Origin of the sequence: Novosphingobium guangzhouense (assembly GCF_002896965.1) — a bacterium.
GTDB classification, from domain to species: domain Bacteria; phylum Pseudomonadota; class Alphaproteobacteria; order Sphingomonadales; family Sphingomonadaceae; genus Novosphingobium; species Novosphingobium guangzhouense.
Genome location: NZ_LYMM01000029.1, coordinates 91,531 through 105,747, shown reverse-complemented (window position 1 = coordinate 105,747; position 14,217 = coordinate 91,531). Strand labels below are relative to the sequence as shown.

General features: G+C 62.4%; 11 protein-coding genes. 5 read left to right on the top strand and 6 right to left on the bottom strand.

Annotation, left to right across the window (positions count from 1 at the left end; translation table 11 throughout):
- Positions 1-16: 16 nt before the first annotated feature.
- Both A8V01_RS09760 and A8V01_RS09755 read right to left on the bottom strand, forming a co-directional pair.
- Positions 17-307: a hypothetical protein gene (locus tag A8V01_RS09760; protein WP_103095654.1), complete on the bottom strand. Its 291-nt coding sequence runs from the start codon at positions 305-307 to the stop codon at positions 17-19.
- A 156-nt stretch (positions 308-463) separates the two neighbouring features.
- Positions 464-1,693 carry a CaiB/BaiF CoA transferase family protein gene (locus A8V01_RS09755; protein ID WP_245892403.1) on the bottom strand — a complete coding sequence of 410 codons (1,230 nt, stop codon included), beginning with the start codon at positions 1,691-1,693 and terminating at the stop codon, positions 464-466.
- Between the two features lie 15 nt (positions 1,694-1,708).
- Between A8V01_RS09755 and A8V01_RS28140 the strand changes: the two genes are divergently transcribed.
- Positions 1,709-1,969, top strand: coding sequence for a hypothetical protein (locus tag A8V01_RS28140; RefSeq protein WP_146037229.1), 261 nt, complete (start codon positions 1,709-1,711; stop codon positions 1,967-1,969).
- A 59-nt stretch (positions 1,970-2,028) separates the two neighbouring features.
- On the top strand, positions 2,029-2,340 hold the full coding sequence (locus A8V01_RS09750; RefSeq protein WP_103095653.1) for a hypothetical protein: 312 nt from the start codon (positions 2,029-2,031) through the stop codon (positions 2,338-2,340).
- Positions 2,341-2,447: 107 nt separating this feature from the next.
- Here the strand turns inward: A8V01_RS09750 and A8V01_RS09745 are convergent, their stop codons facing one another.
- A complete protein-coding gene (locus A8V01_RS09745) occupies positions 2,448-2,936 on the bottom strand; it encodes a MarR family winged helix-turn-helix transcriptional regulator (RefSeq protein WP_103095652.1) in 489 nt (162 codons plus the stop codon).
- Between the two features lie 23 nt (positions 2,937-2,959).
- Positions 2,960-4,213, bottom strand: a complete 1,254-nt coding sequence (locus A8V01_RS09740) for an acetyl-CoA C-acetyltransferase (RefSeq protein WP_103095651.1) — start codon at positions 4,211-4,213, stop codon at positions 2,960-2,962.
- A gap of 239 nt (positions 4,214-4,452) precedes the next feature.
- On the opposite strand from A8V01_RS09740, the gene A8V01_RS09735 reads away from it, so the two are divergent.
- The 3 genes from A8V01_RS09735 (at position 4,453) to A8V01_RS09725 (ending at position 9,603) form a co-directional block, all read left to right on the top strand.
- Positions 4,453-6,120: an MFS transporter gene (locus A8V01_RS09735; protein ID WP_103095650.1), complete on the top strand. Its 1,668-nt coding sequence runs from the start codon at positions 4,453-4,455 to the stop codon at positions 6,118-6,120.
- A gap of 122 nt (positions 6,121-6,242) precedes the next feature.
- Entirely contained in the window at positions 6,243-8,456 is a 2,214-nt protein-coding gene (locus A8V01_RS09730; RefSeq protein WP_103095649.1) for a TonB-dependent receptor, read from the top strand.
- Between the two features lie 91 nt (positions 8,457-8,547).
- Positions 8,548-9,603 (top strand): NAD(P)H-dependent amine dehydrogenase family protein, encoded by a 1,056-nt coding sequence (locus A8V01_RS09725; RefSeq protein ID WP_103095648.1) that lies wholly within the window; start codon positions 8,548-8,550, stop codon positions 9,601-9,603.
- On the opposite strand, the gene A8V01_RS09720 is transcribed toward A8V01_RS09725, so the two are convergent.
- Together A8V01_RS09720 and A8V01_RS09715 are read right to left on the bottom strand one after the other, a co-directional pair.
- A complete protein-coding gene (locus tag A8V01_RS09720) occupies positions 9,594-11,012 on the bottom strand; it encodes an efflux transporter outer membrane subunit (RefSeq protein ID WP_103095647.1) in 1,419 nt (472 codons plus the stop codon). The genes A8V01_RS09725 and A8V01_RS09720 overlap by 10 nt on opposite strands.
- Positions 11,009-14,215, bottom strand: a complete 3,207-nt coding sequence (locus tag A8V01_RS09715) for an efflux RND transporter permease subunit (RefSeq protein WP_103095646.1) — start codon at positions 14,213-14,215, stop codon at positions 11,009-11,011. The genes A8V01_RS09720 and A8V01_RS09715 overlap by 4 nt, the downstream gene beginning before the upstream one ends.
- Between the last annotated feature and the right edge of the window lie 2 nt (positions 14,216-14,217).

Sequence of the window (14,217 nt, the reverse complement as noted above, 5' to 3'; positions counted from 1 at the left end):
CGCCGGTACCCTGATGTCAGTCGGAAGCGGGCAGTGGCTTGGCATCCTTGACGACGAGCGCCTGCCCATCGACGCCGAGCGAGCCCTTGCCCGGCTTTACGCAGAGCAGTTCGTATTTGCCGTCCGCATCGATGTAACGCTTGCCCATGAGCGTCCCGGCCGAAAAATCAGCGGCGAGGGGGGCAGGATCGGCAGGCTTCGTCTCTGCCATCGGCGCACCGCCGCATTCGATCTGTCCTTCGGCGGCGCGAATTACCATGACTTCAGTGTCGCAGGCGGCGCTCTTCAGGCGGGTTCCAGGCTTCATCTTGGGTTCCTTGTCCTCTTGTGTGCGTCTTGTTCCGACGAGCGCTTTCCGCGCGATGGCACCGCCGTATTCTTAATGCCTGTGCGGGCGGCGGTTCAAGCCGCCGGCGCGTTTTGTGCTCTCACAGTATGGGCATTGAGCGCACCAGCACGGGCCTCAGGCAATTGCGCCCTTGGCCTTCCATTCCTCGATCCGATCCCATTCGACGCCCATTTCCATGAGCACCATTTCGGTGTGCTCAGATGCCTGGGGCGATCGTGTGGTTTCGACTGCCTCGCCGTTCCATTGCACCGGACCACGCACGAGTTTGAGAGGGGCACCGCCGTCGGCGCCTTCGACTTCGACGATCATGTCATTGGCAAGCGCCTGTTCGTCGGTGAGAAGGTCGTGGAAGCTCTGGATCGGTGCCCACTGGCCCGAAAAGGTCTTGAGGTGCTGGCGCCAGTATTCGAAGGGGTGCTGCGCGAAAGCCTTGACCAGAATGTCGCTCGCCGCACCGGCATTTTCGAACAGCGCGCGCGGTTCGGAAAAGCGGGGGTCGTCAGCTGCTTCGGGCACGCCAAGGTGCTCGAACAGATTGCGGATGTGGCCGGTGGGCGAAATGGTGCACAGATTGATCGTGCCATTATCGCTGGTCTGGTAATTGCCCATGAAGGGATTGCGCGCAGCACCACCGGACCCCGGCATGGGGTTGCGGGTCAGGACGCCGGTTTCGGCGACTTGCGCGATGACTGCGCCCGATGCCCAGGCTGCAGTGCTCAGCAGCGAGACGTCCAGCTCCACAGCCTCGCCGGTCTTCTCGCGGTGGAACAGCGCGGCGGAAATGCCGCCGGCGATGAACATGCCGCCGATGGAATCTCCGAATGCCGGGATGCCCTGAGAGATCGGGCCTGGCAATTCTTCGGGTGTCATCGAATAGGCGATGCCGCTGCGCGACCAGAAGCAGGTGCCGTCGAACCCTCCGACTTCGCGCTCCGGCCCCTTGTTGCCCAGTGCGGAGCCGCGCGCATAGATGATATCCGGGTTCGCCGCCCGGATGTGCTCAACGTCGAACTTGTTCTTCTGGCGCACTTGCGGAAGGTAGTTGGTCAGGAACACGTCGCACTGTTTCGCCAGTTCATAGAGCACCTCCTGGCCTTCGGGAGTGGACAGATCGATGCCCACGCTGCGCTTGCCGCGGTTGGGGTGTTCGAACAGCGTATGGCGCAGCGGATCAAGGGTGACGCCGCCCATGTTGAGAAAGCCGCGTTGCGTATCACCGCGTACCGGATGCTCGATCTTGATCACGTCGGCACCCCAGTCGGCAAGCACGGCGCCGGCTGCCGGTGTGAAAGTGAACTGCGCCACTTCGAGGACGCGCACGCCCTGCATGACCTTCGTCGACATCTGCTGCCAATCCCCGTGATGTTCTTTGATCTGTTGCCGACAACGCTGCGTTTTCAGTCGACTGCCGCCTTGAAATGCGGTGTGCGCGCAAAGCCGGAATGGATCAACAGGGTGCCCCATCGTGCTGACGATCATGGTCAATTGTCTTGGAAATCTGCGGTTTCATTACGTGTCGTAACTGCGATGGGCGGAAAATGCCGCCGCTGCGATAAGCTTGCCGAAATTGCGAGGATGGATGCGAATTTCGCAATTGACCACGTGTTCAAAAAATACTAACCCAGCTTAGTAAGTAAATAGAACCGAGCCTGAGGGTTCGCAGTTTTCGGAGACACGCCATGAAGAAATTCGCCGCTCTCGTTGCCGTCGCAACGCTCGCATCCGTTCCCGCAGTTGCCTTTGCGGAAACCACCCAGGTCCGCGAAGCGACCGAAGAAGCCGCTGCGGGTGCCGTTTCGGTCAACGCCGGCAAGATGCTCTATGCCGCCGACGGCTATCGTATCGCGCCGATCTATCGCGTCACCGCCGAAGGTAACCCGCAGGTCATCCTCAACGGCCGTCTGGTCACCGTTCCGGCGTCGAGCCTCAGCGACGCGGGTGGCAAGGTCACCACTTCGATGTCGAAGAAGGAACTTGCTGCCGCGAAGTAAGTTTTCGCGATACTCTCAAGAAGAAGAGGGCGGCACCCCAAGGTGCCGCCCTCTTTGTTTGTGGGCATCGCACAGTGGCTGCGGGTTCCGTAGCCACTCCGAATGGGTCACCCCCGGCTGACGTTCTCGTAGATCCGCGTCATGAAATCTAGCAGGGTTTCCACCTCTTCGTCGGTGAACCCGGCGAACATCTTCTGCTCGCTCTCGGTCGCGATGGCTCCCAGCCGGTCGAGCAGGGGGCGCGCTTCTTCGGTCAGGTATACAGCGCGGGCACGGCGGTCGTCTCGGCGGTCTCGTCTTTCGAGCAAGCCTTCTGCGCAAAGGCGGTCGATCAGACGACCGGCGGACGCTTCGGACATTTCGAGATATTCGGCGATGCTGCGTTGCGTCGAGCCGGGATAGCGGGCAACGATCGCAATCATCGCCCATTGGGAACGTGTCACGTTGAGCGCAGCGACCTTGCGGTCGAAGTTGTTGCGCTGCAGCCGCGACACGATGGTCATGCGCAACCCGACCTGTCGTGTCGGGGTTTCGTCACGGATGTTGAACGGGTTACTGATCGTCCCCATCGGCTTTTCGTCGGCTTCAGTCGCCACCGGATGCTCCTTATACTGCGCCGTCAGACGCGTTCGATGATGATGGCAGGGGCCATGCCGCCCGCCGCGCACATCGTAATGAGGCCATAACGCCCGCCGGTCCGCTCAAGTTCATCGAGTGCGGTCCCGATCAGCATGGCGCCGGTGCCGCCGATCGGATGGCCGAGCGCCATCGACCCGCCATTGGGATTGACCTTGGCACGGTCAAGGTCAAGGTCGCGGATGAACTTCTCGACGACGACGGCAAAGGCCTCGTTCACTTCGAAGACGTCGATGTCCTCGGTAGTGAGCCCGGCCTTGGCCAGCACCTTGCGTGCTGCCGGAACGGGGCCGTTCAGCATCAGGGTGGGACAATCACCGGTTTCGGCCATGGCGACGATGCGTGCGCGGGGCTTCAATCCGTGCGCATCCGCATAGTCCCTGGACGCCAGCAGGATAGCCGAGGCACCGTCGACCACGCCGGATGATATGCCGACGTGATGGATCGGCTTGATCTCCACGTCCGGATAGACCTGATTGATGAGTTCGCCGTAAGTCTTGCCGCCGGGCGCGGAGGGCATGTTCAGGAACATCTCGAAGGCGGGCTTGAGCTGCGCCAGGCTTTCCGCCGTGGTTTCGGGGCGAGGATATTCCTCATGGTCCAGGATCACGTTGCCGTCATCGTCCTTCACGACGATGGTGGACTTGTCGAAACGGCCCTCGGCGATGGCCACCGCAGCTCGGCGCTGGCTTTCGACGCCAAGCGCTTCCAGTTCTTCGCGACTGATGCCTTCCATGGCGGCGATGGCATCGGCGCAGACGCCCTGGTTCGACTGCGGGTGCTTTGCCTGCAGGCGCGGATTACCCGCGCCCATGCCGGCGCTGCCGACGCCGGCCTCGCGCATTTTCATGCCGTACATGTTGGCATAGGAAAGCATGTCCATGCCGCCGGCGACCATGAGATCGGCCATCCCTGACTTGATCATCGCGGCAGACAGGTTGGTGGCGGTAAGACTTGAGCCGCAGAAGCGGTTAAGCGTCACCCCGCCAGCCTTCACGTCATAACCGGCATCGAGCGCGGCCATGCGTCCGATATCTCCCGCCTGCAAGCCGAGCGCGGCAGAGACGCCCCAGATCACGTCATCCACGTCCGCCGTATCAAGGGCGTTACGCTCTTTGAGAGCGGCGAGCACCGTTGCCGACAGGTGTTCCGGATGCATCTGCGACAGCGCGCCCTTGCCCATCTTGCCGAGCCCGCGCGGAGTGCGCACGGCGTCGATGATGTAGGCCTCGGTCAAGACAGGTCTCCTCGCGTTTCTTCGCGCAGCAAAGCGCGGTTTCCTGCGTGATGCGGGCGCCTCGCCGGTTTGGCAATCTAGGTAGCGGGCGCTATCGCTGCGGCGATTGCTGACTATGGTTAGTATGTGGGAATCGTGTTCGCTTGCATCAAGGGATCGTCTTCGCGATGGGCTGGTTGACGTAGCTGCCTGCGCGTTCAAGATCGGCGGCAAACAGAACTGGGAAGGGAGGAGCAACCATGGCGATCGCCCAGGAAGATGAGTCAGGGGGTGCCTTCGCACCGCTGCGCGAACGCACGTTCCGCAACATCTGGATCGCCAGCCTCTTCTCGAACTTCGGCCAGCTTTTCCTCGGTGTCGGTGCTCAGTGGGAGATGACGCGGCTGAGCAGTTCGCCCAGCATGGTCGCGCTGGTGCAGACGGCCATGATGGTTCCACTCATGCTGGTGACGCTGCCCGCCGGGGCCATCGCCGACATGTTCGACCGACGCCGCATCGCCATGACGGGCCTGACGTTCAGCGCGGTGAGCGCGGCGGTGCTGGCGGGCATCACCTTTATGGGCCTGACAACACCCTGGCTGTTGCTTGCCTTCTGCGTGCTGATCGGCGCGGGCGTGGCGCTGTTCTCGCCATCGTGGCAGGCGTCGATCCCCGAGCAGGTTTCGCGCGGCCACCTGCCGGCGGCGGTGGCGCTCGGCACCATCAGTTACAACGTTGCGCGCAGTTTCGGACCGGCACTGGGCGGCGTGATCGTCGTGATCTATGGCGTGAAGGTCGTTTTCGGGATGACCTCGCTGCTGTACCTGCCGCTGCTGGGAGCATTCTTCCTGTGGCGCCGCCAGCATGTCCCTTCGCGTTTGCCGCCTGAACGGATCGACCGCGCTATCGTGACGGGCGTGCGATATGCACTTCATGCTCCTGCGGTGCGAACGGCATTGCTGCGGGTTCTCGGCTTCGGATTGACGACGGCTACGGCATCTGCGCTGGCACCGCTGATCGCGAAAGATCTGCTGCATGGCAACGCCGCAACTTTCGGTATCCTGCTTGGAGCGCAGGGCGTGGGCGCGGTTGGCGGAGCGTTGTTCGTCAGCCATATCCGCGCGGCGATTTCTACCGAATGGGCGGTGAGGCTGTTCGCGATCGGCAGCGGTGTTGCGCTGGTGGTCATCGGGTTCAGCCATTCGCTGGTGCCCACATGCCTTGCCTTTCTGGTGGTGGGCGCGTGCAACATCCTGACCATCGCCATGCTCAACGTCACGGTGCAGTTGTCGGCCCCGCGATGGGTGACGGCCAGAGCGTTGTCGCTGTTCTCTTCGGCGATCACGGCGGGGATCGGCATCGGTGCGTGGGGCTGGGGGGTAGTCGCCGCGCATCATGACGTTGCATTCGCCCTTGTCGTCTCGGGCATCGCAGTCGCCGCTACGGCTCTGCTGGGTCTTGTCCTGCCGATTGGAGAGGACCCTGAGGCGGACATGGATTCGGTCGAGATCGCGCATGAACCGGCGGCTACGCTGCCGCTGACCTTGCGGTCCGGGCCACTGGTGGTCGAGGTGGAGTATGACGTCGATCCGGCCCTGGCGCGCGAATTCTACGAAGCGATGATGAAAATGCAGAAGGTTCGAAAGCGCATCGGTGCCTTCGACTGGAGCATCGCGCGCGATATCGAGAATACGGCGATATGGACCGAACGATATCACTGTCCAACCTGGGGGGATTACCTGCGCATGCGTGGGCGCTACACGCAGGCGGACTTTGCCGTTCAGGCGCAGGTCGATGCGTTCAACCGCAGCAATCACGGCAACCGGGTGCGCCGCAGACTGGAACGTCCATTTGGCTCGGTGCGATGGAAGGCCGAATCCTATGATCCCCGGCAGGAAACCGTGGGTTACATCACGCCGGGAACCTGATCCGGTGCGCCTGTCCTGACGCGAAATCTGCCTGCGCGATATCTGTGTAATCGCGGACCCTCCTGCTGGATCGCGCGGCTACCTCGTGTAGCTTCGCGGCAAAAGCAAATGGGAGGGATATCGTGAAGATTGCAGGGACTTGCGCGTCCGTGTTTGCGCTGGCGGTGCTTGCGCCGGTTTCGGTTCATGCGCAGGACGCTCAGGACGGCGCCGTTGCAGACGACGGCGCGATCATCGTGACCGCGCAGCGCCGTGCCGAAGCGCAAGTCGATGTGCCCATCTCGATCACCAATCTGTCAAGCGAAGCATTGGCCACGGCCAGCGTCCAGCAGCTTGCGGATATCGGGAAAGTTACCCCGGCCCTGCGTTTCGACTTTGCCGGCGGGTTCTTCCAACCGACCATCCGCGGCATCGGCACGGCGGTGACCACGTCGGGCGGCGGCGGAAACGTCGGCATCTATATCGATGGGTTCTATTCTCCCAATCCGCTGGCGGCGGACTTCGATCTGATCAGCGTAAATTCCATCCAGGTTCTGAAAGGTCCGCAGGGCACGCTGTTCGGCCGCAACACCACGGGCGGCGCGATCCTTGTAACCACGCGCGAACCATCGACCTCGGGCAATGCGTTCGAGGGGCGCGTAAGGTATGGCCGCTACAACGAGGCCACGGCCGAAGCCTTCGCCAATTACGTGATTTCCGATCGCGTGGCTCTGAGCCTTGAAGGGCAATACCGGCGCGGTGACGGCTGGCAACGTGATATCTCCAACAATGACAAGCGCGTTGGTGATTACGAGAACTGGTCGTTCCGCATCGGTCTCAAGGCCGAACTGACCGACACGGTGGATGTGCTGCTGCGGTACAAGCACGGTCAGGTCGATGATCCCTCGACGATGCTGGCATCCAGCCTCGACACGGCCGACTTCGGGCTCGGTGCGCCTTTCGGCGGTGTTCCGGGAACCTACACGACGGCGAAAAACCGTATTGCCAGTGGATCGGTGCCCGAGGTGTTCCGTTCAAACACCGACGTCGTGCAGGGGACGATTCGTGCGGACCTGGGCTTTGCGGACCTGACTTCATATAGCCAGTACCGCAGCGAAAATTCGCTGATGTCGCAAGATCTCGACTATTCGGGGTTGGACCTGTTCCAGATCGGCCTGCCCAACCTCAACGAGACATGGAGCCAGGAACTGCTGCTCACCTCCAAGGCCGGGCCGAAGCTGCAGTGGACTGGCGGGTTGTTCTATTTCCAGAACACCGACACATACATCACTTACGTCAACAATGCGGGCAATGCTCCTGACCAGCGTATCCGGCTTGGCGGATCGAGCACGACGGTCCGTAGCTATGCAGCATTTCTCGACGCGACGTATGAGATCACGCCTCAGTTCTTCCTGACTGCGGGCGCGCGCTATTCGATCGACAAGATCGTCGATGCCTACTGGAACAGGCAGTTCGTGGTGACGGAGGAGCCGGTTCCTGACATTTCCAATAACAAGCTGACGCCGCGCGTGGTGCTGCGTTACAAGCCGACCGACCGCACCAGCATCTATGCCTCGTTCACCAAGGGCTACAAGGCGGCGATTTCGGACGTGGGTGGCTCGTGCCAGATCCCGGACACGAATTACACCTGCAATCGCGTCAAGCCGGAAGACATCAACGCTTACGAAGTGGGCTTCAAGTACGAGGATCGTGGCATCTCGTTCGAGGCTGCTGCGTTCTATTACGACTACAAGAACCTGCAGGTCTCTATTTTCCGCACTGGCACGGCCGAGATCGTCAATGCGGCAACCTCGGAAATCTACGGCCTTGAAGGCGCGCTGCACTACAAGGTGACGCCGGCCTTCCAGATCAATGCCGGGGCATCCTATGTTCATGCACGTTACAAGCGGTTCAACGATGCGCCGGTCTACGTGCGTTGCGCGGAACTGGGCGAAGAGGCTGCGGAAACCTGCGCGGCCAATGGCATCAGCTTCGTCGTAGCACCGACTACGCTGAACGATGTGACGATGCAGCGCACGCCTGAATTCACCGGCTTCATCGGCGCGCGATACGAAGCGGATCTGGGTGGCGGGCAGCTCGCGCTGTCGGGCAACCTGTTCTATTCGTCCAGCTTCTTCTTCGGCCCGTCGGGAATCCAGTTCAAGCAAGGCTCGTATGAGACACTGGCATTGCGCGCGCAGTGGAGCGCGCCGGATGACCGGTTCCACGTTGCCGTTTTCGGGGATAACGTCACCAACAGCCGTTATCTAACGCAGGCCCAGTATTCGAGCTTCGGCATCGGCGCGAACTGGAGCAAGCCGACGACCTATGGGCTGGAGTTTGGCGTGGCGTTCTGATGCTCAAGCGTTCCCGAATGGGAATTGCCGGGGCGCGCGCTGATCGCTGACGTGCGGGCGATCAGCTGAAAGCAGCGCAAGGGAGAAAGAGATGCCGCAAGACGCCGCGCCCGCAGGCAAGACCTGGCGTGTGGTTCAGTGGGCCACCGGCAATGTCGGCAGCCGTGCACTGCGCATGATCATAGAGCATCCGCGCATGGACCTCGTCGGACTATGGGTCAGCTCGCCCGAGAAAGTCGGCAAAGACGCCGGCGCGCTTTGCGGACTTGGCGAGACCGGTATCAAGGCAACCAGTTCGCTCGAAGAGATTGTCGCCCTGGATGCCGATTGCGTGCTGTTCATGCCGCAGGGCACGGACTGGGATGCGCTTTGCGCGCTGCTTGCCTCCGGCAAGAACGTTGTGACGACGCGGGGGGATTTCCATTTTCCGCCCCTTATGGATGCCGATCGCCGTGCGCGGATCGAGGCGGCCTGTGCGGCCGGAGGAACGTCGATCTATTCCACCGGTTCCAGTCCGGGCTTCGTCACGGAGGCGCTGGCCATCCCGCTGCTTTCGCTCCAGCGCGAACACGGCTTGCTGACCATTGACGAATATGCCGATGTCTCCAGCCGCAATTCGCCAGACATGCTCTTTCATATCATGGGCTTTGCGGCTCCGATGGCACCGTTCGATCAGCGCCGCGCAGAGCATCTCAAGGGGGATTTCGGCAGTTCGCTGTCACAAGTGGCCGAGGCAATGGGCCTTCCTTGCGACGACATCGAGGCGGTGGGGGAATTGTCGGCGACCCGGCACGATCTCCAGATCGCTGCGGGCATGGTACCTGCAGGTACGGTAGGGGCGATGCGCACGACGATTACCTGCAAGCACGGCGGCCGCCCCGTTCTTCGCTTCCGCGCCAACTGGTACGTCACCGCGGATATCGAAGACGACTGGGATTTGCGCGAATCCGGCTGGCGGATCGTCACGGAAGGCGACACCCCGGTAAAGATCGACATCACCTTTCCCGTCTCGGAAGCGGATTACGCCGCGTACACGCCGGGTCTTACTGCGCACCGGCCGATCAACGCCATCCCTGCGGTCTGTGCGGCTGCCCCAGGCATCCGCACGACCGTGGAGTTGCCGCAGATCGTTCCGATTTACGGCTGAGCCGGAGCCGGAGCCGTCGCCTGATCGCCGCCCAGCACGCGGTAAAGCGCGATACGGTTGCCGGCCAGCGTCAGACGTACAGCGATCTCTGCCTGTCGCGCCGAATACAGGCTGCGCTGGGCGTCGAGGTTGTCGAGCGAGCCGACGATGCCGCGTCGATAACTGGCCTCGGTCAGCGTCGCGGTGTCCTGTGCAGCGTTGGTGAAGGCGGTGGCGGCGCGCAGACGTTCGGCCAGCGTGCCTTGATCGGCAAGCGCGTTTGCAGTCTCCTGGAACGCGGTCTGGATCGCCTTCTCATAAGTCGCCAGAGCGGCATCGCGCTGCGCTCTGGTCACGGCTACGTTGGCAGTGCGCCCACCGGCGTTGAACACTGACCAGCTGCCGTCGGCCCCCAGCGTGGTGGTACGTGAAGCGGTGTCGAACAGGCTGGACAACGACTGGCTGGCGAAGCCGATAAGCGCGCTCAATGAAATCGTGGGGAACAATTGCGCACGTGCCACGCCGATATCGGCATTGGCAGCGCGCAACTGGTATTCCGCCTGAACCACGTCAGGACGGCGCAGAAGCACTTGCGTCGAAAGCCCGGCAGGTACTTCACCGAGGCTGGCGTTGACCTGATCGATCCCTGTCGGCAACAGGGTCGGGTCGATCTCGGCGCCGACAAGCAGCCGGATGGCGTTGATATCCTGTGCCAGAGCGGCGGTCTGCGAAGCAACATCCCCGTTGGCGGTTTCGAGCACCTGCTCCGCCTGGCGCAGTTCCGTGCGGGCCGCAACGCCGCCCTTGAGGCGTGCTGCGGAAAGTCGCACGCTGTCCTTTGCGTTGGACGCTGTGGCCTGCGCCAGTTTGAGCAGTTCGGTGTCGGCGGCGTAAGTCGCCCACGCCTGCGCAAGATCGGATACCAGCCCGAGGCGCACGGTGCGGGCCGCAGCTTCGGTGGCCAGCGCAGTATCACGGTCCGACTGGGTAGCGTTGGCCAGCTTGCCGAACAAGTCCAGTTCGAAGCTGGAAATGCCGCCCTGCACCGAATAGCTCATGCCGTTGAGGCCGAATCCGCCGCCGGTTTCGGTATCGGTTGCGGAACCGCTGATGCCCACCGCCGGGAACTGGCTTGCGCGGGTAACGCGCACCTGTGCCCGCGCTGCGGCGACGTTGGCCGCAGCTACGCGCAAGTCGCGGTTATTGACCAGCGCTTCTTCGATGAGCGCCTGCAGGCGCGGATCGCGGAAGATGTCCTTGTAGGAAACCGTGGGAAGCGAAGCCTCGTTCTGTTGAAGATAGGCGTCGCCCACCGGCCATGAGGTGGGAACGGGCAGGGCGGGCTGAGCGTACTTCGGCGCCAGCGAACAGGCGCCAAGTGCTATGGCCGGCAGCACCGCCGTCATCAGCCGAATGCTCGGGCTTTTCATGCGGGGTCTCCCGAGCGCTCGCGGCGCTGCTGCAATTTCTCACGCGCTGCGGCAAGGCCGTCCCGCACGCCGCGGCGCACCAGCACGAAGAACAACGGGATGTAGAAGATCGCGAGGATCGTTGCGGTCAGCATGCCGCCGACCACCGCGGTGCCGATCGCGACGCGGCTGTTGGCGCCCGCACCCGTCGCAATGGCAAGCGGCAATACGCCAAAGATGAACGCAAAGCTGGTCATCAGAATTGGGCGCAGGCGGATTTTTGCGGCTTCCAGAGCGGCATCGATGACGCGTTTGCCCTGGCGCTCGGCCTGTTCGGCGAATTCGATCATCAGGATCGCGTTCTTTGCGGCAAGGCCCATCGTCGTCAGCAGGCCGATTTGCAGGTAGACGTCATTTTCCAGCCCGCGCAGCGTCACGAAGGCGATCGCACCGAGCAGGCCGAGCGGGATCACGAGAATAACCGCGACCGGGATCGACCAGCTTTCATAAAGGGCCGCCAGGCACAGGAAAACGACGAGCAACGACAGGGCGTAAAGGATGGGCCCCTGTCCCGAAGACAGCCTTTCCTGATAGGATGAACCAGCCCAGGCGACGCTGACACCGGGAATGTCGGCGGCGAGTTGTTCCATGACGTCCATCGCCGTACCCGAACTTACGCCGGACCCTGCGTTACCCGAAAACTCGTAAGCGGGCAGCCCGTTGAAGCGTGATGTGGAACTGGGCGCAGTCGACCATCCGATGGTGGAGAAGGCGGAGAAGGGCGCCATCTGCCCGTCGGACCCGCGAACGAACCACTGCGCCAGATCTTCCGGCCGCGAACGGAACTGTGCGTCGCCCTGAACATAGACGCGCTTGACGCGGCCCTTGTCGATGAAGTCGTTGACGTAAGTGCCACCCCAGGCCGTGGACAGGGTGGAGTTCACGTTTCCGGGCGTCAGGCCGTAAGCGGTGAGTGCACGGATGTCCGTGTTGATCTTCAGGGTCGACACGTCTGGCAGATTGCTGAGGCGCACGCCGGATAGCTGGTCGCTCGCACCTGCGGCGGCCAGCAGCTTTTCACGCGCTTCCATGAACTTGTCGCTCGAAAGGCCGCTGGCGTTCTGCAATTCCATCGTGAAGCCCGAGGAATCGCCAAGCCCGCGCACGGCGCCGGGGACCAGCACAAAGACTTGCGCATCGCGAAGGCTGCGGAATGCGGCGCTGGCGCGACCGACGATGGCATCGGCGCTATCCTTGGGATCGGTGCGTTCCGACCAGTCGGTCAGGTTGATAAAGCCCTGGCCGCTGTTCTGACCCGAGGCACCGCGGCCGCCGCCCGCGACCGAGAACATGCCCGCAACGTTGCGTTTTTCGTATGTGGTGAAGTACTTCTCGATCTCGCGCTGGACTTCTTCGGTGCGCGATCGGGGGGTGCCGGCGGGTAGGCGCCATTGCACCATGATATTGCCCTGATCCTCGTTCGGCAGGAAGCCGGTGGGCAGGCGCTGGAACAGCATGAGCGTAGCAACACAGGTTACCGCGAAAAGCGCCAGCCAGCGCCACTTGTGCGCAACTACAACGTCCACCCTGCGCACATAGGCATCGGTGATGCGTTCAAAACTGCGGTTGAACCAGGTGTGGAATTTCTCCCACCCGCGCGCCAGCCACGGCAGATGGCGGTCGATGAAGTTGGGTTCGTGCCCTTCTTCACCGTGTGGCTTCTTGGCCTTGAGCAGCGTGGCGGTCAGCGCGGGGCTGAGGATCAGGGCGACGAGCACGGAAAGCACCATCGCGGTGACGATCGTCAGCGAGAACTGGCGGTAGATCACGCCCGTGGAGCCGCCGAAGAACGCCATCGGCAGGAACACCGCCGAAAGCACCAGCGCGATGGCAACCAGCGCGATCTGGATTTCCTCCATCGACTTGATCGTCGCTTCGCGCGGTGACATGCCGGGGTTCTCTTCCAGCAGGCGCTCGACGTTCTCGACGACGACGATCGCGTCATCGACCAGCAGGCCGATCGCCAGCACCAGCCCGAACAGCGTCATCGTATTGATGGAAAAGCCCATCACATAGAAAACCGCGAAAGTGCCGAGCAGGACGACAGGGACCGCGATCGCCGGGATCAGGGTTGCACGCCAGCTTTGCAGGAACACGAACATCACGATGACGACGAGGACGATCGCTTCGAAAAGCGCCTTTTCGACTTCCTCGACCGAAAGCTTGATGAAGGTCGTGGAATCGCTGCCGTAGATGTACTTCAGGCCGTCCGGCATTTCGGCGGCCAGACCCTGCATCTTGGCTTTGACAGCCTCTGCGGTGCGCAGGGCGTCGGCGCCGGGCGCCAGCGAGATCGAGATGCCGGCGCCGGGGTGTCCGTTGACGCGGCTGACCGAAGTGTAGCTGTCCGCGCCGATTTCCACCCGCGCAACATCGCCGATGGTGACAACCGAGCCGTCCGGGTTGGTCTTGAGCACGATGGCGCGGAACTGTTCCGCGGTCTGCAACCGCGAACCTGCAGTGACGACGGCGTTGATGGCCTGGTCATCGACAGCAGGGGTGCCGCCGATTTCGCCTGCTGCCACTTCGGTATTCTGGGCGGTGATCGCAGAAGTCACGTCGCTGGGCATAAGCGCCACGGCCGCAAGCTTGCGTGGATCAAGCCAGATGCGCATCGCGTGCGGTGCGCCGAACACGTTGACGTCGCCTACGCCCTGCACGCGCGAAAGCGGGTCCTGGATGTTCGAGGCCAGATAGTCAGACACGTCCTGGTTCGAACGCTGGTCAGTCTCGTCGTAGACGGCCACCAGCAGCAACTGATCGGCGTTGGACTTGGTGACAGTCACGCCGCGGGCCTGCACCGTCTGCGGAAGGCGCGGGATGGCCGACTGGACCTTGTTCTGGACCTGAACCTGCGCGATGTCGGGGTCAGTGCCCTTGGCGAAAGTTGCGCTGATGGTCGCCTGACCGCGGTTGCTCGATTCGGAGCTGAAGTAGAGCAGGCCGTCGATGCCGGTCAGCTGCTGCTCGATGATCTGCGTCACCGAGTTCTCGATCGTCTGTGCGGATGCGCCCTGGTAAGTGGCGCGGATATTCACCTGCGTCGGGGCGATATCCGGGTACTGTTCGTTGGGCAGGAAGTTCAGCGCACCAAGGCCGGTGAGCATGACGATGATCGCCAGAACCCAGGCGAAGATCGGGCGGTCGATGAAGATGCGGGACATGG

Bases quoted from the DNA above. Each gene is read 5' to 3' on its own strand.
- A8V01_RS09715 (WP_103095646.1), bottom strand. From the start codon at position 14,215: ATGTCCCGCATCTTCATCGACCGCCCGATCTTCGCCTGGGTTCTGGCG.
- A8V01_RS09760 (WP_103095654.1), bottom strand. From the start codon at position 307: ATGAAGCCTGGAACCCGCCTGAAGAGCGCCGCCTGCGACACTGAAGTC.
- A8V01_RS09725 (WP_103095648.1), top strand. From the start codon at position 8,548: ATGCCGCAAGACGCCGCGCCCGCAGGCAAGACCTGGCGTGTGGTTCAG.
- A8V01_RS09735 (WP_103095650.1), top strand. From the start codon at position 4,453: ATGGCGATCGCCCAGGAAGATGAGTCAGGGGGTGCCTTCGCACCGCTG.
- A8V01_RS09755 (WP_245892403.1), bottom strand. From the start codon at position 1,693: ATGTCGACGAAGGTCATGCAGGGCGTGCGCGTCCTCGAAGTGGCGCAG.
- A8V01_RS09720 (WP_103095647.1), bottom strand. From the start codon at position 11,012: ATGAAAAGCCCGAGCATTCGGCTGATGACGGCGGTGCTGCCGGCCATA.
- A8V01_RS09750 (WP_103095653.1), top strand. From the start codon at position 2,029: ATGAAGAAATTCGCCGCTCTCGTTGCCGTCGCAACGCTCGCATCCGTT.